Genomic DNA, 24,711 nt, shown 5'->3' with positions numbered 1-24,711 from the left:
GAGGTGGCCTGCCGTCAGCTTTCCATCAAGATTGAAAGTCGACGGCCTTTCAGTATGGCCGCTTCTTTGCGCCAGACTGCCAGGAACCCCTGCGTGTATATCGAACCCCCGGCAATGATGAGTTTCCACAGGCTGTGCCCCTGGCTGATGTGCCTTACGTTGTTGCTGGCAAACGCTCCCGCCCTGGGGGAAAGCTACCAGGCGCGGGATGAAAGCCTGCATACCTTTTTTACCGCGTTATCGGTGCCTTTGGGCCTGCCCGTCGTCGTCAGCCGCGACGTGGCGCGCAAGCGTATCTCCGGGGAGTTCGATTTGGGGGTGGCTCAGCTGACCCTGGAGGCGGTCGCCGCGCAACAAGGTCTGATCTGGTACAGCGACGGGCAGGTGCTTTATCTGTATGACGCCGGCGAAGCAAAAAGCTCTGCGGTGGCGCTGCGGCATATCTCTGTCGACAGGTTGCGAGGGTTCATGCGCCGTTCGGGGCTAGATGAATCACGTTATCCCCTGAGGGAGACCGATGGGCGGACGTTCTACGTGGCCGGGCCACCCAATTATGTGGATCAGGTGTTGCACCTGGCCCGGCTGATGGACAGGCAACGCACCGAGGTGCGCATGGGCAAGCAGATCTTCGGCGTGGTGCAGGTATTCAATACCCACGTGGCGGACCGTCAATACGCCATGGGTAACGACAAGGTCAATGTGCCGGGTATGGCCTCGATAATCGAAAACCTGCTGGCGATCGAGCAGAAGGATGCCACGCAGCGCCAGCCGGGTTTACTGGCTGACAAGAGCTTGTTAGTGATTGCCTATCCTGACTCCAACAGTTTGTTGATCAAGGGCAAGCCTGCCCAGGTGAAGGTGATTGAAGACCTGGTGGCGGAGCTGGACAAGCCCAAACGTCCGATTGAAGTGTCACTGTGGCAGGTCGATGTGGACCGCGACGAACTCGAGAAGCTCGGCGCAGCCTGGGCCCGGGAAACCGACGGCGTGGCTTCCGTGACGCGCGTCATGGAACCCTTGGACGATAACCGCTTGATGGTGCAACTCAATGCGCTGGAGCGTCGCCGCAAAGCCAGGATCACAGCGTATCCGGTGATACTCACCCAGGAAAATGTACCGGCGGTGTTCCAGGATCAGCACACGTTCTACCTGCCCAACCCCGGTGACAATAAAGGCGAATGGCAGCCCGTACGCTATGGCACCGAAGCCAGTGTGCTACCGCGCTTTGCTCAAGCGAATCAGATCGAAATGCTGCTGAGTCTTGAGGATGGCCGCCAGATGGCAGGTAAAACCACGCCTGGCGCCGCAGGGGCGGCAGGCAGAGTGGGAATCAGCACGGTGGTGCGCGTGGCGCAGGGTAAACGCCTGTGGCTGGGCGGTTTTCGACGTGATGACGAGGGGGCGGGTCGCGGGCGACGCGCCGAGGTCCGGTTGTTTGTAATCCAGGCGCGTGCGGTTGGGAGTGAGCCCAGGATGTTGGCCGGCGCTGTGGGGCCGCCGCCGCTGACGCAGACCCAATATGAGCGCGTGCAACGTGCGTTTGTGCGCCAAAACCATGATGTCTCTGAATGAGATAGCCGTTTAAGCACGCTTGTTGACCGTAGCGGCGAAAAATCCTACGCGGTACCCGCCGAAAGCGTCGAATGCATCGGTCTTTTCCTAGCGCTGTCCCAGGTTCAGGTTTTTATAGTCGCGGGGTTGGCGTTTCGCCGTTTCTTGAAACAAGGAATTCAATGTCAGTAGTTGGATGCAGAGGTGTGTATGACCCTCACGAATGAAGGGCCGACGGCCTTATCGGTCTTTGCCGGGTGGACCTTGCATGGCGATGGACGGTTGACCGGCGATGGTGTGGACATTCAGTTGCCGCCCAAGGAGTGGCAGGTGCTGCGGCTGTTGCTGGCGTCCGATGGCGCACTGATCACCAAGGATCGTTTGCTTGAGTGGGTCTGGCCACGTGGAGAGGTTGCTGAAGAGTCGCTCACCCGCTGCATTTATGCGTTGCGCAAACACTTGAAGATGGACAAGCGGTTTATCAAGACGATCTATGGCAGGGGCTATCGCTTTACCTGTGCCGTGAACGTCCGGCAACACGAACCTCGACAGACAGGGCAGGGACGTTCGCAGCGCATCTGTTCGGCTTGTGGCCAGGTGAGACATGATTAGGCGCCTGTGCAAAAGTTTACTGTTGAGCCTGTTGATGGGCAGTCTTCCAGCCTGGGCAAGTTGCTGGGATGAAGTAGCCCGTCGCTACGACATCGAACCGGAACTGTTGCAGGCCATTGCTGCCGTGGAGTCGGGGTACCAGGCGCAAGCCTTGAACGTGGGCAACAGCGATGGCTCCCGGGATATTGGCTTGATGCAAATCAACAGCATGCACTTGCCTCGCTTGCTCAAGCAGGGGATTACCCAGGAGCGGCTGCTGAGTGAGCCTTGTTTGTCGATTGAAGTGGGCGCCTCGATCCTCGCCGAGTTCATCCAGCGCTTCGGTTACAACTGGACAGCAATTGGCTCATACAACGCAGGGGCTGCGCCTGAGCGTGAGGCGTTGCGCTTACGTTATGCACAAAAGATCTGGGCTCGGTATGAGGTGCTGGTTGCGCAACGCCAATGACGATTGGACGGCACGCCTCGCACCTGGCGTGCCACCCCGGCTATAATCGGCGCCACCTTTCGCCGCCATCCGAGTCTAGCCCGCCCATGTATACCCTGGCCCGCCAGTTGTTGTTCAAACTCTCTCCGGAAACCTCCCACGATCTGTCCCTGGACTTGATCGGTGCCGGTGGTCGCCTGGGGCTCAATGGCCTGGTATGCAAGGCACCGGCAAAGATGCCGGTGACGGTGATGGGGCTCGATTTCCCCAACCCGGTCGGGCTGGCTGCCGGCCTGGACAAGAATGGCGCGGCCATCGACGGTTTTGCGCAACTGGGTTTCGGCTTTGTCGAAATCGGCACCGTGACGCCACGGCCGCAACCGGGCAACCCTAAGCCGCGCATCTTTCGTTTGCCGGAAGCCGAGGCGATCATCAACCGCATGGGCTTCAACAACCTGGGCGTTGATCACCTGCTGTCGCGGGTTCAGGCAGCGAAGTACAAGGGCATTCTCGGTATCAATATCGGCAAGAACTTCGATACCCCGGTAGAGCGCGCCGTCGATGATTACCTGATCTGCCTGGACAAGGTTTACGCCCACGCCAGCTACGTCACGGTCAACGTCAGTTCACCCAACACCCCGGGCCTGCGCAGCCTGCAGTTTGGTGATTCCCTCAAGCAATTGCTCGAAGCCTTGCGTCAGCGCCAGGAAGACTTGACGGTGCGCCATGGCAAGCGCGTACCGTTGGCCATCAAAATTGCTCCAGACATGAGTGATGAAGAAACTGTTCTGGTTGCCCAGGCGTTGGTCGATTCGGGTATGGATGCGGTGATTGCTACCAACACCACCCTCAGCCGTGTCGGCGTTGAAGGGTTGGCGCATGGTGATGAAGCGGGCGGCCTGTCGGGTGCGCCGGTGCGTGACAAGAGCACCCATATCGTCAAGGTGCTGGCCGCTGAGCTGGCGGGGCGTTTGCCGATCATCGCGGTAGGCGGCATCACCGAAGGCAAGCACGCCGCCGAGAAGATTGCGGCGGGCGCGAGCCTGGTGCAGTTGTACTCCGGCTTTATCTATAAGGGCCCGGCGCTGATTCGCGAGTCGGTGGATGCGATTGCCGCGTTGCCGAAGGCCTGAAAGTATCGGCCATTAAAAAGGGCTCCATTAGGAGCCCCCTGGGCCGAAGCCCGCCGCCCGGATAGGACGTGCGTGGTTAAGTCGTTACATAATCTTCTAGGTGGTATGTCGGATTAAGTGCCCTGTGTTAGCCGACGGCGTGAAGTTCGTTGAGTCTATGTATCCCCGCAGTGCCGGTCATACCGTCCCAATTGTCGCCGCGTCCTTCTCGCCAGCCGTTGATCCAGGCTTGGCGTACCGACGGTAGAGTAAATGGGCAAAGCTCACGGGATTTGCCATGAACGCCATACTGATATCCGCGTAAAAATGCTCTTTCCAACGGATCACGCTTAAGTCTTCTCATAGGGTGTTTCCCTCACTTGTTGACTGTGTAGATATCCTTCGGCCTCGTCTGAGGCCGGGCAGAGTTTTTCTGCCGTTGGTGGGCTCGCTGCCGGCGTGGCGAGCCAATGTGTCGGCGTCGTTACGGCGCCAACCTGTGTTGAGTTCTAACCAATAGGTCACATGGATTCAATGATCGTTTTGTCATAAGCACGTAACGATAACGATGCTATAGCCATAAGCTGGGATGGCTTTTCGCCCCATTTATTGGGCAAAGCCAGCTATGATGTGCCTTGCAAAGAGGATGGGTTTAATCCTTTAGTGAGAATGCCCGCTCGTTGCAGTCGGTTATTATTCGACGAAGGGTCGCAATATTTCTTTTTGTTGCAAACAATTGTTTATCTGCCCCGGAAATTTTGGCCGAAAGGCCCGGCAGCCGGGGTGGAACGGCACATTCGTGCCACGCGAGCACTCTTCAAGAAAAGTGCTTGATTGAAAACCGAGCCGGCGATGCGTCGCCCGTTCATTTATTGCTGAAAAGCCTGGAATGCCCATGTCGGACCGTTTTGAACTCTTCCTCACTTGCCCCAAGGGCCTCGAAGGCCTGCTGATCGAGGAAGCCGTCGGGCTTGGCCTTGAGGAAGCCCGCGAGCACACTTCGGCCGTGCGCGGCATGGCCGATATGGAAACTGCCTACCGCCTGTGTCTCTGGTCGCGCCTGGCCAACCGCGTATTGCTGGTGCTCAAGCGCTTCCCGATGAAGGACGCCGAAGACCTGTACCACGGCGTGCTGGATATCGAATGGGCTGACCACATGGTCTCGGACGGCACCCTGGCGGTAGAATTCAGCGGTCACGGCTCGGGCATCGACAACACCCACTTCGGCGCGCTGAAGGTCAAGGATGCGATTGTCGACAAGCTGCGCACCCCGACCGGCGAACGCCCGTCCATCGACAAAATCAACCCTGACCTGCGTATCCACCTGCGCCTCGACCGTGGCGAAGCGATTCTCTCCCTCGACCTGTCCGGCCACAGCTTGCACCAGCGCGGTTACCGCCTGCAGCAGGGCGCGGCACCGTTGAAGGAAAACCTGGCCGCCGCGATTTTGATTCGCGCCGGCTGGCCGCGCATTGCTGCCGAAGGCGGCGCGCTGACGGACCCGATGTGCGGCGTGGGTACCTTCCTGGTGGAAGGCGCAATGATCGCCGCCGACATGGCACCCAACCTCAACCGCGAACTGTGGGGTTTCACCACCTGGCTCGGTCACGTCCCGGCGCTGTGGAAGAAACTGCACGCCGAAGCCAGTGAGCGTGCCGCCATCGGCATGAACAAACCGCCGCTGTGGGTCCGTGGTTACGAAGCTGACCCGCGTCTGATCCAGCCAGCCCGCAACAACATCGAACGCGCAGGCTTGAGCCACTGGATCAAGGTGTACCAGGGCGAAGTCGGCACCTTCGAGCCGCGCCCGGACCAGAACCAGAAAGGCCTGGTGATCTGCAACCCACCCTACGGCGAGCGCCTGGGTGACGAAGCCAGCCTGTTGTACCTCTACCAGAACCTTGGCGAGCGTCTGCGCCAGGCGTGTATGGGTTGGGAAGCGGCGGTGTTCACCGGCGCGCCGGACCTTGGCAAGCGCATGGGCATTCGCAGCCACAAACAGTATTCGTTCTGGAACGGCGCGTTGCCGTGCAAATTGCTGCTGATCAAGGTCAACCCGGACCAGTTCGTCACCGGCGAGCGCCGTACCCCGGAACAGCGTCAGGCCGAGCGTGAGCAAGCCGCTTACGATCAAGCCCCGACCGAGCCGCAAGAGCGCCAGTACAACAAGAACGGTAACCCGATCAAGCCAGCACCGGCTCCGGTGGTCGAGCAGGCGCGCCTGAGCGAAGGCGGGCAGATGTTCGCCAATCGCTTGCAGAAGAACCTCAAGCTGCTGGGCAAGTGGGCCAAGCGTGAAGGGGTGGATTGCTACCGTGTGTACGACGCCGACATGCCGGAATACTCCATGGCCATCGACCTGTACCACGATTGGGTTCACGTCCAGGAATACGCTGCGCCGAAGTCCATCGACCCGGAAAAAGCCTCCGCACGCATGTTCGATGCGCTGGCGGCCATTCCCCAGGCGCTGAACGTCGACAAGAGCCGCGTCGTGGTCAAGCGTCGCGAGCGTCAGAGCGGTACCAAGCAGTACGAGCGCCAGAGTGCCCAGGGCAAGTTCACCGAGGTCAGCGAAGGCGGCGTGAAGCTGCTGGTCAACCTCACCGACTACCTGGACACCGGTCTGTTCCTCGACCACCGCCCAATGCGCATGCGCATCGAGAAGGAAGCGGCCGGCAAGCGTTTCCTCAACCTGTATTGCTACACCGCCACCGCCAGTGTGCACGCAGCTAAGGGCGGTGCGCGCAGCACCACCAGCGTGGACTTGTCCAAAACCTACCTGGACTGGGCGCGTCGCAACTTCTCGCTCAACGGTTTTTCCGACAAGAACCGTCTGGAGCAGGGTGACGTGATGGCGTGGCTGGAAGCCAGCCGCGATGAGTTCGACCTGATCTTCATCGACCCGCCGACCTTCTCCAACTCCAAACGCATGGAAGGCATCTTCGACGTGCAGCGCGACCACGTGCAGTTGCTCGACCTGGCCATGGCCCGCCTGGCACCGGGTGGCGTCCTGTACTTCTCGAACAACTTCCGCAAGTTCGTGCTTGAGGACAACCTCAGTGAACGCTATGCCGTAGAGGAAATCAGCGACAAGACCCTCGACCCGGATTTCGCGCGTAATGCGAAGATCCACCGTGCATGGAAAATCACCGCGCGCTGATCGCTGCACCACGACGCATCACGTTGCACCAAAAAGCCGCAAGCCTGGATTAAACCGGGCTTGCGGCTTTTTTGCGCTGGTCAAATACCGGCCTCATGGCTATAACTTAACGCCTAGCCAAAGTGACACCCCCGCACGCTGGCGTTGTGAGTGTTGCCTATGACGTTACAAGCTGTTCGCCCGAAAATCCTAGGCTTTATCAGTGAGCAGGCGTCGGCTTGGCTGGTGGCATTGGCGGTATTACTGGCAGGTTGCACGCTGACGATCATCGTTGCCTGGGGGGCTGCCGACCTTTATCAGCAGCAGGTTCGCCAGCGTTTCCAGTTGCTGGTCAATGAGCGCTACGCCCGCCTTCAGGAACGTTTTGAAGACCAGGAGCAACGCTTGGCAAGCCTGCAACGTTTCTTCGTCAATTCCAGTGGTGTTTCCCGCGCCGAGTTTGATGGTTTCGCCCAACCCTTGTTGTTGCGCGCCCGCGCCTATGCCTGGGCGCCATGGATATCGCGCGATCAGCGCAGCTCGTTTGAGCAGGAAATTTCCCGCCAGCGAGGCGTGCCCTTCGCGATCCGTGAATTGAATGCGTCGGGTGAGCTGGCGCCTGCCGCGGAGCGCGATGAATACGTGCCGGTGCTGTACAGCCAGACTCAAAGCCTGCTGGGCTCACCCTTGGGTTTTGACCTGTTGGCCCAGCCGCTGCGTCGCTCGGCGCTTGAGCGTGCGCAAAAAAGCGGCAAGCCGGCGGTGTCTCAACCCATGCAACTGGTGGGCGTGGAGCCGGCTTATGCTGCCGGTGTGTTGCTGGTGGCGCCCGTCAGCAAGCCCGTTGGCGCAGAGCCTTTCGGTTTTGTGATGGCGGTGATCAGCATGCGCCAGCTGGTCGCCGATGGGTTGCCCAAGCCGAAGCGGGACAACCTGGTGATGCAGATCATCGACACCTCCGACACTCAACAGCGCGTGCTGTACGCGTCCAGCAATGCAGTAGGCGAGAGTGATCTGATTGCCGCGCGCCGTCTGACCCTTGGCGACCATGTGTACGCCCTGAGTATTCGCGCCAGCCAGGTCTTCGACCAGGCTAACCATTCTTCGAAGAGCACGATCCTGACCATGGGCGTGCTCCTCAGCCTGCTGCTGAGTGCTTTGTTGTATGTGCTGGTCAGCCAGCGCCAACGCGCGCTGGAACTGGTGGAGCAACGCACAGAACAGTTGCGCCTGCGTGAGCTGGAGTTGCGTGGGGCGCATGGGCAATTGCGCAGCGTGCTCAATGCCGCCACCCAGGTTGCGATCATTGCCACTGACCTCAGAGGCGTGATCAACACGTTCAATGCCGGTGCCGAGCAGATGCTTGGGTTCAAGGCCGACGAAGTTGTGGGGCGGCTGACGCTTGAGAGCCTGCACCTGACCCTGGAGCTCGAAACCCGCGCCGCCAGTTTAAGTGTGGCCTTGGGCAAGCGTATTGCGCCGAGTCAGGCGATGCTGGTGGAAAGTCCGGACAACCTGCTCGAGGCGCGGGAATGGACACTGTTGCGCCAGGATGGCAGCCATTTGACGGTGAATATGCTGACCACTGTATTACTGGATGACTATGGCCTGTGGGTCGGGCACTTGGCGATATACCTGGATGTCACCGAGCAGAAGCGCGCCTACGAAGCGCTGGCCGCGCGTGACCGCTTACTGAAAAAACTCAGTGCCCACGTGCCCGGCGGAATCTTCCAGTTCACCCTGGACCCCCAGGGAAACGGGCGCTTTATCTACGCCAGCGATGGCATGCGCGATATCTATGAAATCGAACCCGGCGTCTTGCAGCACAACGCGACTAAGGTTTTTGAACGTATCCACCCTCTGGACGTAGAGCGGGTACGACTCTCGATGCGGCTGTCGGCGTTGCAGTTGAGCCATTGGCGCGAAGAGTATCGCGTGGTATTGCCGCAACGGGGTCTGCGCTGGATTCGCGGCGAAGCCACGCCGGAGGAGTTACCCGGCGGCGGCACCTTGTGGCACGGCTACGTTTCGGACATTTCCGATCTCAAGCGGGTAGAGGAGGAACTGCGCGCGTTATCCATTACCGACTCGCTGACGGGGATTTATAACCGACGCTATTTTCAGGATCGCCTGCAGGCCGAGATGCTCAGGCTCAACCGCACTGCAGGGGCGCTGTCGTTGATCATGTTCGATATCGATCACTTCAAGCGGATCAACGACCAGCATGGGCATGCGGTGGGGGATGGTGCCCTGCAGGAAGTGTGCAAGCGCATCAGCCAGCGCCTGCGTCGCACGGACGTGTTCTGTCGCCTGGGTGGCGAAGAGTTCGTGGTGCTGTGCCCGCACACCCATTGTGATCAGGCTTACAGCCTGGCGATGGAGTTGTGGCAGTCACTGCGCACTACGTCGATGGACCCCGTGGGGGTCGTGACCGCCAGTTTCGGGGTGGCCAGTTGGCGGGTCGATGAAGGCGTAGATGAGCTGCTGCTGCGCGCGGATTCGGCGGTGTATGTGGCCAAGCAGGCGGGGCGCGACCGGGTGGAAGCCGAGCGCTTGCGTGCCTGAAGGTGGGAGGCTGGCTTGCCTGCGATTACAGAGTGTCAGTCGATGCATCTGATACTGATACACCGCTATCGCAGGCAAGCCAGCGCCCACACTTGATCTGTGTTGCCTTTAGAGTACCGGCGCCGCCGCCGTCAGCTTAGGCTGGCGATACAAATCCAGCAGCACCTGATCCAGCACCGACGAAGCACCCCAAGGCTTCGAGTCGTTGAGGATCGCCACCACCACCCAGCTATTGCCGTTGTTATCGCGGCTGAACCCGGCGATGGCGCGCACCGTGTTCAGGGTGCCGGTCTTGACGTGGGCCTCGCCGCGCAGGGCGGTGGTTTTCAGGCGTTTACGCATGGTGCCGTCGGTGCCGGCAATCGGCAGCGAGCTGATGTATTCCGCCGCATACGGCCCTTTCCAGGCGGCTTGCAGCATGGCGGCCATCTCGCGGGCGCTGACCCGTTCGGCGCGGGACAGGCCGGAACCGTTTTCCATCACCAGGTGCGGTGCGGTGATGCCTTTCTTCGCCAGCCACTGACGCACTACGCGTTGTGCGGCCTTGGCATCATCGCCATCGGCATCGTTTCGGAACTGCGCGCCGAGGCTCAGGAATAACTGCTGGGCCATGGTGTTGTTACTGTATTTGTTGATGTCGCGAATGATTTCCGCCAGGTCCGGCGAAAATGCACGGGCCAGCACCTTGGCGTCCTTGGGGACCGGCGCCTGGATATCACGGCCCTGGATGGTGCCGCCCAACTCCTGCCAGATCGCGCGCACGGCGCCGGCGGTGTAAGTGGCATGGTCGAGCAGCGACAGGTAAGTCTGCGAGCTGCAACCATCGCCCAACTGGCCACTGACGGTCACGGTGACGCTGCCATCGGCGGCAGTTACGGGGCTGTAGCGCACATCGCCGGTGCATTGCTTGGCGTTGGACACCTTGACCTGATTGTCGATACGGATGCTGGCAATCGGCGGCTCGACCGACACGATCACCCGGCCCGAATCATTGCGGGTAACAAAGCGCAGGGCCTTCAGGTTGACCAGCAGGGCGTCGGGCTTGACCAGGAACGGCTTGTTCTCGTCGTTACCGTCGTCATTGAATTCGGGCAATTGCGGCTGGTTGAAGAAGCTGCGGTCCAGCACCAGGTCGCCGGTGACTTGTTGCACGCCGTTGGCGCGCAGGTCGCGCATCAGCAGCCAGAGTTTTTCCATGTTCAGCTTGGGATCGCCACCGCCCTTAAGGTAGAGGTTGCCGCGCAACACGCCACCGCTGAGGGTGCCGTCGGTGTAGAACTCGGTCTTCCACTGGTGGTTGGGGCCGAGCATTTCCAGGGCCGCATAGGTGGTGACCAGTTTCATGGTGGACGCCGGGTTTACCGAAACATCGGCGTTGAACACGGTCGGGGTGCCGGGGCCGGTCAGCGGCAGCATCACCAGGGACAGCGAAGTATTGGGGATTTTGGCTTTTTGGAGGGCTTGCTGAACATTGGGTGGCAGGGTGTTATTGATCGGCGCAGCGGTAACGGAAAAGGCCAGTGGCAGCAAAAAACCGGCAAACAACATTGAACGTAAAGAATGGGAACGAAAAGAGTTGATCATAAGGAATAAAACCCTACGGTAGAGGAGGGTGAAAAAGGCGAGGGGTATGGAAGAAAATCCCTCATTGGTCACGAAAGTGTCGGCATTATGCCCCAACCTGGAGCCACTTGTAGCTCAACGATAGCTGGTAATCGGCGTTTTTTTAACTGGCGCATAGCCGCCTGTCCCAGAGAGTCGGGCAATTGCCGCCTTAAACTGCTAAAGTGCCGCCCGTTATTACTTATGAGGATTGTTCCAATGGCGACTAACCGTTCCCGGCGTCTGCGCAAAAAACTGTGCGTTGATGAATTTCAAGAGCTGGGTTTCGAACTGAACCTGGACTTCAAAGAAGGTTTGGACGATGAAGCGGTAGACGCTTTCCTCGAAGCATTCCTGACTGAAGCAATGGACGGCAACGGCCTGGACTACGTCGGCGGCGATGACTTCGGTCTGGTTTGCAAAGCCACCCGTGGTTCGGTCAACGAAGAGCAGCGTGCAGCTGTTGAAGCGTGGCTGAAGGCTCGTCCAGAGCTGACCCGCGTTGAAGTCAGCGCCCTGTTGGACGCTTGGCATCCAGAAAAGCCGATCAATCCGGCAGTCTGATGTCATAAAAAAAGCGACCCTCCCGGGTCGCTTTTTCGTTGCGCGGTCTTAAACAATCAAGCCTTGCGCCCATTCAGAATCAGCAGCGTCAACACCCCCGCCACAATCCCCCAGAACGCCGAACCGATGGAAAACAACGTCAAGCCTGACGCGGTGACCATAAAGGTGATCAGCGCCGCTTCCCGTTCCTTCGGCTCATTCATGGCGATGCTCAAGCCATTGATGATCGAGCCAAACAACGCCAAGGCCGCAATCGACAGCACCAGCTCCTTGGGCAAGGCTGCGAACAACGCCGCCAACGTGGCGCCAAATACCCCGGCAATCCCGTAGAACACCCCGCACCACACGGCTGCGGTATAACGCTTGTTGCGGTCTTCATGGGCATGCGGCCCGGTGCAGATGGCCGCACTGATCGCTGCCAGGTTGATCCCGTGGGAACCGAAGGGCGCCAGCACCAGCGAGGCCAGGCCTGTTGCGGTGATCAACGGCGAGGCGGGCACGGTGTAGCCGTCGGCGCGCAATACGGCGACGCCGGGCATGTTCTGCGAGGTCATCGCCACCACGAACAGCGGGATGCCGATGCTGATGGTCGCCGCCAGCGAGAAGTGCGGGGTGGTCCAGACCGGCGTTGCCACTTCCAGATGAAAACCGCTGAAGTCCAGCAGCCCCATCAGGCCCGACAGCAGCGTGCCTATGACCAACGCGGCCAGCACGGCATAACGTGGCGACACGCGCTTGATGAGCAGGTAGGTGAAAAACATCCCCAGCACCAGGCCGGTGCGATGTTGCGCGGCGACGAAAATCTCGCTGCCGATCTTGAACAGAATCCCCGCCAGCAGTGCCGCCGCCAATGAGGCGGGAATGCGCTTGACCAGTTTTTCGAAGCTGCCGGTCAGCCCGCAGAGCGTCACCAGGACCGCGCAGGTGATGTAGGCACCAATCGCTTCGCCGTAACTCACGCCGCCCAGGCTGGTGATCAGCAGCGCCGCGCCGGGGGTCGACCAGGCAATGGTGATGGGCGTGCGATAACGCAGGGACAAGCCAATGCTGCACACCGCCATGCCGATCGAGATGGCCCAGATCCACGAGGAAATCTGCGCGGTGGTCAAGCCGGCGGCTTGTCCGGCCTGGAACATCAACACCAGGGAGCTGGTATAGCCGGTCATCATGGCGATGAAGCCGGCGACGACGGCCGACGTTGAAGTGTCGGCCAGCGGGCGCAAGGGCGCTTGGATGGCGTCAGTCATGGAGGGGGTGTTCCTTTTACCTGGGTGTTTGCCGGTGAAGGCCCGGATTCAAGCCTAAACTCAAACGTAACGACTCATTGCAATACAGCCGAGGCCGCAAACAGCCGTACAGTGTGTTGGCGCACTCGGTTGTGTACAATGTGCCCTGTTTTTAGGTGATACTTGCCAGCGACACGCTGTTGCCGTATTACCGTTAATTCGCCGCCGTTCTCCCTACCCGAGTGCCCATGAACGAACAGTTGCAACCTCTCAAGAAACAACCGCGAGCCGGCAAGGCCGGTCGCAGCGGAACCCAGGACGATATCGTCTATGCGCATATCTTCGAGGCGATCCTCGAACAACGCCTGGCGCCCGGAACCAAATTGAGTGAAGAGGCACTGGGCGAAATCTTCGGCGTCAGCCGCACCATCATTCGCCGCGCGCTGTCGCGCCTGGCCCATGAGGGCGTGGTGTTGCTGCGGCCCAATCGCGGCGCGGTGGTGGCGAGCCCAAGTGTAGAAGAAGCGCGCCAGGTGTTCCTGGCCCGGCGTCTGGTCGAGCGGGCGATCACTGAATTGGCGGTGCAACACGCCACGGCTGAGCAACTGGCCGAGTTGCGCCAGATGGTCAACGACGAGCGCGACAGCTTTTCACGCGGTGATCGCGGTGCGGGTATCCGTCTTTCCGGCGAATTCCACCTCAAGCTGGCCGAAGCGGCGAAGAATGCGCCGCTGATCAGCTTCCAGCGCAGCCTGGTTTCCCAGACATCGTTGATCATCGCCCAGTACGAAAGCGGCAACCGCTCGCACTGTTCCTACGATGAGCACACTCAGCTGATCGATGCGATCGAAGCACGGGACGCGACGCTGGCGGTGAATCTGATGATGCATCACATGGATCACATCGACAGCAAGCTCAACCTCGATGAGGAAAGCGCGTCGGATGATTTGCATGCAGTGTTCTCGCATTTGTTGCAGACCAAGAAGCCAGGGCGTTCTTCAGTAAAACTGTAATTTTCCAGGTTCGCCTGGGACTAAAAATGTGGGAGCGGGCTTGCCCGCGATGCAGTCACCGAGGTGTATCAGTTACACCGCGGTGATGCTATCGCAGGCAAGCCAGCTCCCACACAAGCCAGCTCCCACATTGATTTATGGCGGCCCTGAACTTAGCGCTGGTGCACGAGCTGACCCGCTGCATACGTCTGCAACACCGCCCGATCATCCCCCAGCGTCATCAACACAAACAACGTCTCGGCAATATTATTGGCTTGCTTCAAGCGATAGCTCAGCAGCGGCGTGGCGTTGTAATCCAGTACCAAAAAGTCCGCATCGGTGCCCGGCTGCAAAGTGCCGATCTTGTCTTCCAGGCGCAGTGCCCGCGCACCGCCCAACGTGGCCAGGTACAGCGACTTGAACGGGCTCAACCGCGCGCCCTGCAACTGCATGACCTTGTAGGCTTCGTTCAACGTTTGCAGCAGCGAGAAGCTGGTACCGCCGCCCACGTCCGTGCCCAGGCCCACGTTCAGTTTGTGCTTCTCGGCCATCGGCAGGTTGAACAAACCACTGCCGAGGAAGAAGTTCGACGTTGGGCAGAACGCTACGGCCGAACCCGTTTCTGCGAGCCGCGCGCACTCGTCGTCACACAGGTGCACACCATGGGCAAACACCGAGCGCTCGCCCAGCAGTTTGTAGTGGTCGTACACATCCAGATAGCCTTTGCGCTCCGGGAACAGCTCCTTCACCCACTGCACTTCCTGCAGGTTTTCACTGATGTGAGTCTGCATGTACAGGTCCGGGTACTCGCCCAGCAGTTGCCCGGCCAGTGTCAGTTGTTCAGGGGTGCTGGTCGGTGCGAAGCGCGGCGTGACCGCGTAGTGCAAACGGCCCTTGCCGTGCCAGCGCTCGATCAGCGCCTTGCTTTCCTGGTAGCCGGATTCGGCGGTGTCGGTCAGGTAGTCCGGTGCGTTGCGGTCCATCATCACCTTGCCGGCGATCATGCGCAGGTCGAGTTTCTCGGCCGCTTCAAAGAATGAATTCACCGACTGCGGGTGCACGCTGCCGAACACCAGCGCGGTGGTGGTGCCGTTGCGCAGCAGTTCCTTGATGAAGATGTCCGCGACTTCTTCGGCATGGGCCTTATCGGCGAACTGGCTTTCACACGGGAAGGTGTAAGTGTTGAGCCAATCCAGCAGTTGCTCGCCATAGGCGCCGACCATGCCGGTTTGCGGCAGGTGGATGTGGGTGTCGATCAGGCCCGGTGTGATCAGCGCATCCTGGTAATGGGTGACGTCGATATCGGCGGGCAGCGTCGGCAGCAAATCGCTGGCATGGCCCAAGGCACTGATCTGGCCGTTATCGATCACCAGCAGGCCGTCTTCGAAATACTCGTAGGAGGCTTCGATCCCTACTTCAGCAGGGTCGGCGATGCTGTGCAGGATGGCGGCACGGTAGGCTTTGCGAGTCAAAGGCATGGTCATCTCAACTGATAGCTTGGCTGCGGCGTGATACCGGCAGCAGTTTGGCAATGGGTTCGGCGCTCGCGGTGTGCTGGCCGAAATTCGCGTTATAGGTGGCAATGATTTCGCCGGCGATGGAGATGGCGATCTCCACCGGTAATTTGCCCTTCACCTCGGTGAGGCCCATGGGGCAGCGCATGCGTTGCAACTGTGCGGTATCGAAGCCGCGGTCACGCAGGCGGTGTTCGAACTTGACCCGCTTGGTCTTTGAACCGATCAAGCCGAAGTAAGCAAAGTCATTGCGCTTGAGCAGTGCCGCGGTCAGTTCCAGGTCCAGCGCATGATTGTGGGTCATGACGATGCAGTAACTGCCTGCCGGCAGGTCGGCAATTTCGTCGACCGGCTCTTCGCTGACGATTTTACGCACGCCTTGGGGGATATGTTCCGGAAACTCCTGGTCACGGGAGTCGATCCAGCGGACCCGGCACGGCAAGCTCGCCAACAGTGGCACCAGCGCGCGACCGACATGGCCGGCGCCAAATACGGCGATCTGCGCCTGTACCTGGCCCATGGGTTCGAACAGCAGCACGGTCACGCCACCGCAGCACTGGCCAAGGCTCGCGCCGAGGCTGAAGCGCTCCAGATGGGTGTTCTGCTGGCCACGCACGAGCATGTCGCGGGCGATCTGCATCGCCTTGTATTCCAAGTGCCCGCCACCGATGGTGTCGAAGGTCTGCGCGGCGCTGATCACCATCTTGGAGCCGGCATTGCGCGGCGTGGAGCCGAGCTCTTCGATGATGGTCACCAGCACGCAGGGTTCACCTAGGTTCTGCAGGTCGGCGAGGGCGCTGATCCAGTTGTTCATAGTCACCTCTTGTGGTGTCTGTGAGGCCGCTATCGCGGGCAAGCCCGCTCCCACTTTTTTGAGTGTGAACACCGTCAAATGTGGGAGCTGGCTTGCCCGCGATGGCAGCACCTCGGTCCTAAAGCGAAGCCATCTCGGCGTCAGTCTCAACAGCCTTCGCCGCCTGCAACTGCCGCATCTGCTCACAGCCCCACAACACCCGCTCCGGCGTGGCCGGTGCATCGATCTTCGGCTGATGGCGATACTCACCCAAACTCGCCACCGCATCCTTGATCGCACACCACGAGGCGATCCCGAGCATAAACGGCGGCTCACCCACAGCCTTGGAATGGAACACCGTGTCTTCCGGGTTCTTGCGGTTTTCCACCAGCTTCACGCGCAGGTCCAGCGGCATATCCGCCACGGCCGGGATCTTGTAACTGGCCGGGCCATTGGTCATCAACTTACCCTTGTTGTTCCATACCAGTTCCTCCATGGTCAGCCAGCCCATGCCCTGGATGAAGCCGCCTTCGACCTGGCCGATGTCGATGGCCGGGTTCAGCGAGGCGCCCACGTCGTGGAGGATGTCGGTGCGCAGCATCTTGTATTCGCCGGTCAGGGTGTCGACGATCACTTCGCAGCAGGCCGCGCCGAACGCGAAGTAATAGAACGGCCGACCCTTTGCCTGGCTGCGGTCATAAAAGATTTTCGGCGTCTTGTAGAACCCGGTGCTCGACAGCGAGACCTGGGCGAAATACGCCTGCTGAATCAGGCTTTCAAAGGTCAGGATCTGGTCGCGCACGCGCACATGGCCGTTGTGGAATTCCACGTCCGCTTCGCTCACGTCGTACTTGCGCGCGGCAAATTCCACCAGCCGTTGCTTGATGGTTTCGGCGGCGTTCTGCGCAGCCTTGCCATTCAAGTCGGCGCCGCTGGAGGCCGCGGTCGGCGAAGTGTTGGGCACTTTGTCGGTGTTGGTGGCGGTGATTTGTACGCGGTCGATTTCCACCTGGAACACTTCGGCCACCACTTGCGCGACCTTGGTGTTCAAGCCCTGGCCCATCTCGGTGCCGCCGTGGTTCAGGTGGATGCTGCCGTCGGTGTAGATATGGATCAGGGCGCCCGCCTGGTTCAGGAAGCTCGCGGTGAACGAGATGCCGAACTTCACCGGCGTCAGCGCCAGGCCTTTTTTCAGGATCGGGCTGTGGGCGTTGTACAGGCGAATCGCTTCGCGGCGCTCGGCGTATTGGCTGCTGGCCTCAAGCTCGGCGGTCATTTCCTCGAGCATGTTGTGCTCGACGGTCTGGTAATAGTGGGTGACGTTGCGCTCGGTCTTGCCGTAGTAATTGGCCTTGCGCACGGCCAATGGGTCCAGCGCCAGATGGCGGGCAATGGCGTCCATCACTTCCTCAATGGCGACCATGCCTTGCGGGCCACCGAAGCCTCGATAAGCCGTGTTGGAGGCAGTGTTGGTCTTGCAGCGATGACCATTGACGGTGGCGTCGCCCAGGTAATACGAGTTGTCGGCATGGAACATCGCGCGGTCGACAATCGAGTTCGACAGGTCCGGCGAACAGCCACAGTTACCCGCCAGTTCCAGGTTGATCCCATGCAGGCGGCCGCTGTCGTCGAAGCCCACGTCGTATTCGATATAGAAGGGGTGGCGCTTGCCGGTCATCAGCATGTCTTCGACGCGCGGCAGGCGCATCTTGGTCGGCTGGCCGGTGAGGCGCGCGACCACCGCGCAGAGGCACGCCGGGCTGGCCGCCTGGGTTTCCTTGCCGCCAAAACCACCGCCCATGCGGCGCATATCCACGACGATTTTGTTCATCGACACGTCCAGCACTTCGGCCACCAGTTTCTGCACTTCGGTGGGGTTTTGCGTGGAGCAGTAGACGATCATGCCGCCGTCTTCGGTGGGCATCACCGATGAGATCTGGGTTTCGAGATAGAAGTGTTCCTGGCCGCCGATGTGCAGCGTGCCCTGGATACGGTTTTTCGCCGTGGCCAGCGCACCGGCCGAGTCACCGCGCTGGTGGGTGTGGCTGTCCAACACGAAGTGCTTGTTGCGAAAGGCCTCGACCACATCCAGCACCGGTTCCAGGTCTTCGTATTCGATCACGGCCGCCATGGCGGCTTTGCGCGCGGTTTCCAGGTCGCGGGCGGCGACGGCCAGTACCACTTGGCCAACGAACTGCACCGTGTCGATGGCCAGCAGTGGATCGCCGGGCATCAGCGGGCCGATGTCTTTCAGACCCGGTACATCTTCGTGGGTGATAGCAATGCGTACGCCTTCAAACGCGTAGCAGGGCGCGGTGTCGATGCTGATGATTCTGGCGTGGGCGCGGTCGGACATGCGCGCATACAGGTGCAACTGGTTGGGGAATTCCAGGCGATCGTCGATGTACTGCGCTTCGCCGCTGACGTGCTTGGCGGCACTGTCATGCTTGACGCTGCGCCCGACGCCGGAGGTCAGGTCCTGGGCAAACAGCGCGGCGAGTTCGGCCTGGGTTTTAACGACGGCGTGATGGTTAGACATAAGCGGTCACCCGAGTCTCGATGTGCGGTGTTTGCAGCTCGATGAAGTATTTACGCAACAGGTTCTGTGCGCTTAGCAGGCGGTATTCCTTGCTGGCGCGGAAGTCCGACAGCGGGGTGAAATCCTCGGCGAGTGCGGCGCAGGCTTTCTCCACGGTGGCGGCGTTCCAGGTGGCGCCGACCAACACGGCTTCGCAGCTCTTGGCGCGTTTGGGCGTGGCGGCCATGCCACCGAAGGCGACGCGTGCTTCGTTGATCACACCGTTTTCGATCTTCAGGTTGAAGGCGGCGCACACGGCGGAAATATCATCGTCCAGGCGCTTGGAGACCTTGTAGGCACGGAACAGGGAATGGCCTTTGGGGACAATGATTTTCTCGATGAACTCACTGTCCTGGCGCGCGGTAACGCGGTAGTCGATGAAGTAATCTTCCAGCGCCAGGGTGCGGCGGGTATTGCCTTTGCACAGCACGATCTGCGCACCGAGGGCGATCAGCAGCGGCGGCGAATCACCAATCGGCGAGGCGTTGCCGATATTGCCGCCCAGGGTGCCCTGGTTGCGGATTTGCAGGGAGGCGAAGCGGTGCAGCAGATCGCCAAAGTCCGGGTACTCGTGATGCAGCGCGTTGTAGCAATCGGACAGCGCAGTGGCAGCGCCGATTTCCAGGCGGTCGTCGAAGTTTTCGATGCGCTTCATCTCTTCGATATTGCCAACGTAGATCATTACCGGCAGCGTGCGGTGGAACTGGGTGACCTCCAGCGCCAGGTCGGTGCCGCCAGCCAGCAGCCGGGCTTGTGGGTAGGCGTCGTAGAGGTCGGCCAGGTCGGCAACGGTCAGCGGCACCAGGCAGCGTTTATCACCACTGTTGAGCTCGCCGGTTTGCGTCGGCGCAATGGCTTTGAGGCGGGCGATGGTCTCGGCTTGGCGGCTGTCGAACTGGTCCACCGGTTTATTGCAGCAGGCCTGTTCGGCTGCGGCAAGAATCGGGCGGTAGCCGGTGCAGCGGCAGAGGTTGCCGGCCAGGGCTTCGTGGGCTTTTTGGCTGTCGGGGGCGTCGCTGTTCTTTTGCAGGGCAAACAACGACATCACGAAACCCGGCGTGCAAAAGCCGCATTGCGAGCCGTGGCACTCAACCATGGCTTGCTGCACGCTGTGCAACTGGCCTTGATGCTTGAGGTCTTCGACGCTGATCAGTTGTTTGCCGTGCAACGACGATACGAAGGTCAGGCACGAATTGAGGCTGCGATAACGAATCTGCTCTGCGCCTTGCTCATTGGTATGCAGCTCGCCGACCACCACGGTGCATGCACCGCAATCGCCGCTGGCGCAGCCTTCCTTGGTACCGGGTTTGCCCACATGCTCGCGCAAATAGTTGAGCACGGTCAGATTGGGGTCCAGGGCGTGCTCGCTACGGAGTTCCTGGTTAAGTAAAAACTGGATCACGGAAGGCCTCGCAGACTCATTATTGTTGTTAACCGCTTTGCGCCGAATCTAGTCATATCTGACTTTTCGGTCAATGGTTTTCTGACCTACAGGTCAAGAAAATGCGATCGCAACACTTTCAATTATGGTCCAGTCTTCTGGAACCGGCGTTTTTGGCGGCTTCTGGCTGTTCATCGTTGCTTATTTCGTGCCAAATTCGCCACCGTGGGCGTAGCGCCATCAGCTAGCCAATGCGCTACACTGCCGCGCTTGTACCGATAGACGATTTTGAAGGAAAAACATGACGTTCAAGGCGCCGGACAGTCTCGCCGAGCAAATCGCTCACCACCTCGCCGAACGTATCATTCGCGGCGATCTCAAGCCTGGGGAGCGGATCCAGGAACAGAAAGTCACGCTGGCGCTCAATGTCAGCCGTGGTTCCGTGCGTGAAGCCTTATTGATCCTTGAGCGCCGCCACCTGATCGCGATCCTGCCGCGCCGTGGCGCCCACGTCACCGAACTCACCGCGCACAAGGTGCAGAGCCTGTGTACGTTGATGAGCGAGTTGTACATCCTGCTCGGTAATGCAGTGGCGGATGGCTGGCGGACTCAGGCCGACATGGCGCCGTTCCTGCAAATCCAGCAGCGACTGGTGACCAGTTTTGAACGCGAGGACATCCGTGCCTTCGTCGAAGAAAGCTTCAACGTGATGCGCGCCGCGTACCCCTTCGCCAACAACCCGTATTTGCAGGAAACCGTAGAGAACCTGCAGCCGGCGATGAACCGCGCGTACTACCTGGCGCTGGATCAACGCAAGGCGTCCATGAGCGAGTACCTGGCATTGTTCGAGCAACTGCTCGCCGCCGTGCTGGCCCGTGACCTGGCGCAGATTCGCCAAGTGCTGTCGGCCTATGGCCAGCGCAGTTCCTCGCTGGTGATCGCTGCGTTGGCGGACGCCTAAGCGTGCGGCTCAAGTGCATCAAACTGGCGGGGTTCAAATCCTTCGTCGACCCGACCACGGTGAACTTCCCCAGTAACATGGCGGCGGTGGTCGGGCCCAATGGCTGCGGCAAGTCGAATATCATCGACGCCGTGCGCTGGGTGATGGGCGAGAGCTCGGCAAAAAACCTGCGTGGCGAGTCGATGACCGACGTCATCTTCAACGGCTCCACCAGCCGCAAGCCGGTGAGCCAGGCCAGCATCGAACTGGTGTTCGATAACTCCGACGGCACCCTGGTCGGTGAATACGCGGCCTACGCGGAAATCTCGATCCGCCGCAAAGTGACGCGCGACAGCCAGAACAGTTATTTCCTCAACGGCACCAAGTGCCGGCGCCGTGACATCACCGATATCTTCCTCGGCACCGGCTTGGGCCCGCGCAGCTACTCGATCATCGAGCAGGGCATGATCTCCAAGCTGATCGAAGCCAAGCCCGAAGACCTGCGCAACTTTATCGAAGAGGCGGCCGGCATCTCCAAGTACAAGGAGCGCCGCCGCGAGACTGAAAACCGTATTCGCCGCACCCATGAAAACCTTGCCCGCCTGACCGACCTGCGCGAAGAGCTGGAGCGCCAGTTGGAGCGCCTGCACCGCCAGGCCCAGGCCGCCGAGAAGTATCAGGAATACAAGGGCGAGGAGCGTCAGCTCAAGGCGCAACTGTCGGCCCTGCGTTGGCAGGCGCTGAATGATCAGGTCGGCCAGCGCGAAGCGATCATTGGCACCCAGGAAATCAGCTTTGAAGCGCTGGTGGCCGAGCAGCGCAATGCCGACGCCAGCATTGAGCGCCTGCGCGATGGGCACCATGACCTGTCCGAGCGCTTCAACCTGGTGCAGGGCCGTTTCTACTCGGTGGGGGGTGATATCGCCCGGGTCGAGCAGAGCATCCAGCACGGCCAGCAGCGTCTGCGCCAGTTGCAGGATGATTTGAAGGAAGCCGAACGCGCGCGCCTGGAAACCGAATCGCACCTGGGCCATGACCGCACCTTGTTGCTGACCCTCGGCGAAGAGCTCGACATGCTCACCCCCGAGCAGGAAATCACCAGCGCTGCCGCCGAAGAAGCGGCCGCTGCGCTGGAAGAATCCGAAACCACCATGCACGGCTGGCAGGAACAGTGGGACGCTTTCAACCTGCAATCCGCCGAGCCGCGCCGTCAGGCTGAGGTGCAGCAGTCGCGTATCCAGCAGCTGGAAACCAGCATGGAACGCCTGGCCGAGCGCCAGCGCCGTCTGCAGGAAGAACGTGTGTTGCTTGCCGCCGACCCGGAAGACGCGGCGATCATGGCACTCAGCGAGCAACTGGCCGAGAGCGAAATGACGCTGGAAGAGCTGGAAGCCAGCGAAGAACAACAAGTGGAGCGCCTGGAGCAATTGCGTCAGCAGTTGCAACAGGCGACCCAGGCCCAGCAGCAGGCCCAGGGCGACTTGCAGCGGCTCAACGGTCGCCTGGCGTCACTTGAAGCCTTGCAGCAAGCCGCACTGGACCCGGGCACCGGCACCGCCGAATGGCTGCGCGACCAGCATCTTGCCGAGCGCCCGCGCCTGGCCGAAGGCTTGAAGGTTGAGGCCGGTTGGGAGCTGGCGGTGGAAACCGTACTCGGCGCCGACCTGCAAGCCGTGCTGGTGGATGATTTTGGCGGCTTCGACCTGGCCGGTTTTGCCCAGGGCGATCTGCGCTTACTCAGCCCGGCGGCCGATGGCACCCGCGTGCCGGGTAGTCTGCTGGACAAGGTCGAGGCGGCGATTGATCTGTCGCCCTGGCTGGGCCAGGTCAAACCGGTGGATTCCCTGGAGCAGGCCCTGGCCCAACGCGGTCAGCTGGGCGCCGGTGAAAGCCTGATCAGCCGTGACGGTTACTGGGTTGGTCGGCACTTCCTGCGGGTGCGCCGTGCCAGCGAAGCGGAAAGCGGCGTATTGGCCCGTGGCCAGGAAATCGTCAACCTGACCGCCGAGCGCGAGGAGCGCGAAGCCACCCTCGAACGCCTGGAAACCGAACTGCAAACCTTGCGCGCTACCCAGCGCCAGCAAGAGACCGGTCGCGAACATTTGCGCCGCCTGTTGCAGGATGAGGCGCGCCAGCAAGGTGAATTGAAAGCCCAGCTGTCGGCGAGCAAGGCCAAGGCCGAGCAACTGACACTGCGCCGCTCCCGCCTCGACGACGAAGTGGTCGAGATGGGCGAGCAGCGTGCCCTGGAACACGAACAAATCGGCGAAGCGCGCCTGCAATTGCAAGAAGCCCTCGACAGCATGGCCCTCGACACCGAGCAGCGCGAACTGCTGCTGGCCCAGCGTGACAGCCTGCGCGAGCGCCTCGACCGCGTGCGTCAGGAAGCCCGCCAGCACAAGGACCACGCCCACCAATTGGCGGTGCGCCTCGGCTCTTTGCGCGCGCAGCACGATTCCACGCGCCAGGCCCTTGAGCGCCTGGAGATGCAATCCGAGCGCCTCACCGAAAAGCGCGAGCAGCTGAGCCTCAACCTGGAGGAGGGCGAAGCGCCGCTGGAAGAGTTGCGGCTCAAGCTCGAAGAGTTGCTCGACAAGCGCATGACCGTCGACGAAGAACTCAAGACTGCGCAGATCGCCCTGGAGGACGCCGACCGCGAATTGCGCGACGCAGAAAAACGTCGGACCCAGGCCGAGCAGCAATCCCAATTGATCCGCGGCCAACTCGAACAGCAACGCATGGAATGGCAAGCCCTGACCGTGCGCCGCAAGACCCTGCAAGACCAGTTGTTGGAAGACGGCTACGACCTGCACGGCGTGCTCGATACCTTGACCGCCCAGGCCAACGAAAAAGACGCCGAAGAAGAACTTGAACGGATTGCTGCGCGTATTCAAAGGCTCGGTGCGATCAACCTTGCGGCCATCGACGAGTACCAGCAGCAGTCCGAGCGTAAACGTTATCTGGATGCTCAGAACGCCGATCTGGTGGAAGCCCTCGACACCCTGGAAAACGTGATTCGCAAGATCGACAAGGAAACCCGTAATCGCTTCAAAGATACCTTTGATCAGATTAATAGCGGTTTACAGGCGTTATTCCCGAAAGTTTTCGGTGGAGGCAGCGCCTACTTGGAACTGACGGGCGAAGATCTACTCGATACAGGGGTAACGATCATGGCGCGGCCTCCGGGCAAGAAGAACAGCACCATCCATTTGTTGTCCGGTGGCGAGAAGGCCCTGACCGCATTGGCTCTGGTATTTGCCATCTTCAAGTTGAACCCGGCGCCGTTTTGTATGCTCGACGAAGTTGACGCCCCGCTGGATGACGCTAACGTTGGACGCTACGCTCGATTGGTGAAAGAGATGTCCCAGACCGTGCAGTTCATCTATATCACCCACAACAAGATCGCCATGGAAATGGCGGACCAATTGATGGGTGTAACGATGCACGAGCCGGGTTGTTCGCGATTGGTGGCGGTGGATGTCGAGGAAGCGATGGCGATGGTGGACGCCTAGCGGCGTAGTTTTCAGTTGTAAGCTGTAAGCTTCAAGTGAGTGGGTTTGAGCTTGAGGCTTGTCACTTGAAGCTTGTAGCTCACAGTTGGCGCTAGCGTGTGAAAATGCTATTGGGGAGCGAAGATGCCAATCCAATACATCTTTCGCCAACTGTGCTAATTTAATGTCAATTTTTCGTATGCGTGGGCAAAACGTCAGTCAGA

General features: G+C 60.3%; 17 protein-coding genes. 10 read left to right on the top strand and 7 right to left on the bottom strand.

The features are described from left to right. Positions 1-117: 117 nt before the first annotated feature. The 4 genes from sctC to A7J50_RS21460 all read left to right on the top strand — a co-directional run bounded on the left by sctC (position 118) and on the right by A7J50_RS21460 (position 3,723). Entirely contained in the window at positions 118-1,572 is a 1,455-nt protein-coding gene (gene sctC / locus A7J50_RS21475) for a type III secretion system outer membrane ring subunit SctC (protein ID WP_082895935.1), read from the top strand. 189 nt (positions 1,573-1,761) lie between these two features. Then, on the top strand, positions 1,762-2,163 hold the full coding sequence (locus A7J50_RS21470; RefSeq protein ID WP_064453616.1) for a winged helix-turn-helix domain-containing protein: 402 nt from the start codon (positions 1,762-1,764) through the stop codon (positions 2,161-2,163). Next, positions 2,156-2,611, top strand: coding sequence for a transglycosylase SLT domain-containing protein (locus A7J50_RS21465; RefSeq protein WP_064453615.1), 456 nt, complete (start codon positions 2,156-2,158; stop codon positions 2,609-2,611). The genes A7J50_RS21470 and A7J50_RS21465 overlap by 8 nt, the downstream gene beginning before the upstream one ends. A gap of 86 nt (positions 2,612-2,697) precedes the next feature. Next, on the top strand, positions 2,698-3,723 hold the full coding sequence (locus A7J50_RS21460) for a quinone-dependent dihydroorotate dehydrogenase (protein ID WP_064453614.1): 1,026 nt from the start codon (positions 2,698-2,700) through the stop codon (positions 3,721-3,723). Positions 3,724-3,850: 127 nt separating this feature from the next. Here A7J50_RS21460 and rmf read toward each other — a convergent pair whose 3' ends face one another. Beyond that, positions 3,851-4,066, bottom strand: coding sequence for a ribosome modulation factor (gene rmf, locus A7J50_RS30895; protein ID WP_002553055.1), 216 nt, complete (start codon positions 4,064-4,066; stop codon positions 3,851-3,853). Between the two features lie 531 nt (positions 4,067-4,597). Between rmf and rlmKL the strand changes: the two genes are divergently transcribed. Further along, positions 4,598-6,862, top strand: a complete 2,265-nt coding sequence (gene rlmKL, locus A7J50_RS21455; protein WP_064453613.1) for a bifunctional 23S rRNA (guanine(2069)-N(7))-methyltransferase RlmK/23S rRNA (guanine(2445)-N(2))-methyltransferase RlmL — start codon at positions 4,598-4,600, stop codon at positions 6,860-6,862. Between the two features lie 159 nt (positions 6,863-7,021). Continuing rightward, positions 7,022-9,406: a diguanylate cyclase gene (locus A7J50_RS21450; RefSeq protein ID WP_064453612.1), complete on the top strand. Its 2,385-nt coding sequence runs from the start codon at positions 7,022-7,024 to the stop codon at positions 9,404-9,406. A 108-nt stretch (positions 9,407-9,514) separates the two neighbouring features. On the opposite strand, the gene dacB is transcribed toward A7J50_RS21450, so the two are convergent. Beyond that, positions 9,515-10,990, bottom strand: coding sequence for a D-alanyl-D-alanine carboxypeptidase/D-alanyl-D-alanine-endopeptidase (gene dacB, locus A7J50_RS21445; RefSeq protein WP_064453611.1), 1,476 nt, complete (start codon positions 10,988-10,990; stop codon positions 9,515-9,517). 237 nt (positions 10,991-11,227) lie between these two features. Here dacB and A7J50_RS21440 point away from each other — a divergent pair, with 237 nt between their 5' ends. Further along, positions 11,228-11,572 carry a YggL family protein gene (locus tag A7J50_RS21440; protein ID WP_003219101.1) on the top strand — a complete coding sequence of 115 codons (345 nt, stop codon included), beginning with the start codon at positions 11,228-11,230 and terminating at the stop codon, positions 11,570-11,572. Positions 11,573-11,628: 56 nt separating this feature from the next. Here A7J50_RS21440 and A7J50_RS21435 read toward each other — a convergent pair whose 3' ends face one another. After that, on the bottom strand, positions 11,629-12,819 hold the full coding sequence (locus A7J50_RS21435) for a benzoate/H(+) symporter BenE family transporter (RefSeq protein ID WP_064453610.1): 1,191 nt from the start codon (positions 12,817-12,819) through the stop codon (positions 11,629-11,631). 227 nt (positions 12,820-13,046) lie between these two features. On the opposite strand from A7J50_RS21435, the gene A7J50_RS21430 reads away from it, so the two are divergent. Further along, positions 13,047-13,811 carry a GntR family transcriptional regulator gene (locus tag A7J50_RS21430; RefSeq protein WP_017134778.1) on the top strand — a complete coding sequence of 255 codons (765 nt, stop codon included), beginning with the start codon at positions 13,047-13,049 and terminating at the stop codon, positions 13,809-13,811. A gap of 152 nt (positions 13,812-13,963) precedes the next feature. On the opposite strand, the gene guaD is transcribed toward A7J50_RS21430, so the two are convergent. From guaD to xdhA, 4 genes are all read right to left on the bottom strand, one after another. Continuing rightward, a complete protein-coding gene (gene guaD / locus A7J50_RS21425) occupies positions 13,964-15,268 on the bottom strand; it encodes a guanine deaminase (protein WP_064454993.1) in 1,305 nt (434 codons plus the stop codon). Positions 15,269-15,275: 7 nt separating this feature from the next. Then, on the bottom strand, positions 15,276-16,118 hold the full coding sequence (gene xdhC / locus A7J50_RS21420) for a xanthine dehydrogenase accessory protein XdhC (RefSeq protein ID WP_064453609.1): 843 nt from the start codon (positions 16,116-16,118) through the stop codon (positions 15,276-15,278). Positions 16,119-16,236: 118 nt separating this feature from the next. Then, the gene (xdhB, locus tag A7J50_RS21415; protein ID WP_064453608.1) at positions 16,237-18,636 is read right to left on the bottom strand and encodes a xanthine dehydrogenase molybdopterin binding subunit; all 2,400 of its coding nucleotides are present in this window, start codon (positions 18,634-18,636) and stop codon (positions 16,237-16,239) included. Beyond that, positions 18,629-20,077 carry a xanthine dehydrogenase small subunit gene (xdhA, locus tag A7J50_RS21410; protein WP_064453607.1) on the bottom strand — a complete coding sequence of 483 codons (1,449 nt, stop codon included), beginning with the start codon at positions 20,075-20,077 and terminating at the stop codon, positions 18,629-18,631. Before xdhA ends, xdhB begins: the two co-directional genes overlap by 8 nt. 280 nt (positions 20,078-20,357) lie before the next feature. On the opposite strand from xdhA, the gene A7J50_RS21405 reads away from it, so the two are divergent. After that, the gene (locus A7J50_RS21405; RefSeq protein WP_064453606.1) at positions 20,358-21,017 is read left to right on the top strand and encodes a GntR family transcriptional regulator; all 660 of its coding nucleotides are present in this window, start codon (positions 20,358-20,360) and stop codon (positions 21,015-21,017) included. 2 nt (positions 21,018-21,019) lie between these two features. Then, positions 21,020-24,508 carry a chromosome segregation protein SMC gene (smc, locus tag A7J50_RS21400; RefSeq protein WP_064453605.1) on the top strand — a complete coding sequence of 1,163 codons (3,489 nt, stop codon included), beginning with the start codon at positions 21,020-21,022 and terminating at the stop codon, positions 24,506-24,508. Positions 24,509-24,711 lie beyond the last annotated feature (203 nt).

This window comes from Pseudomonas antarctica, assembly GCF_001647715.1.
Taxonomy (GTDB): domain Bacteria; phylum Pseudomonadota; class Gammaproteobacteria; order Pseudomonadales; family Pseudomonadaceae; genus Aquipseudomonas; species Aquipseudomonas antarctica_A.
The sequence above is the reverse complement of the archived record's forward strand: the minus strand, read 5'-3'. Positions and strand labels throughout refer to the sequence as shown.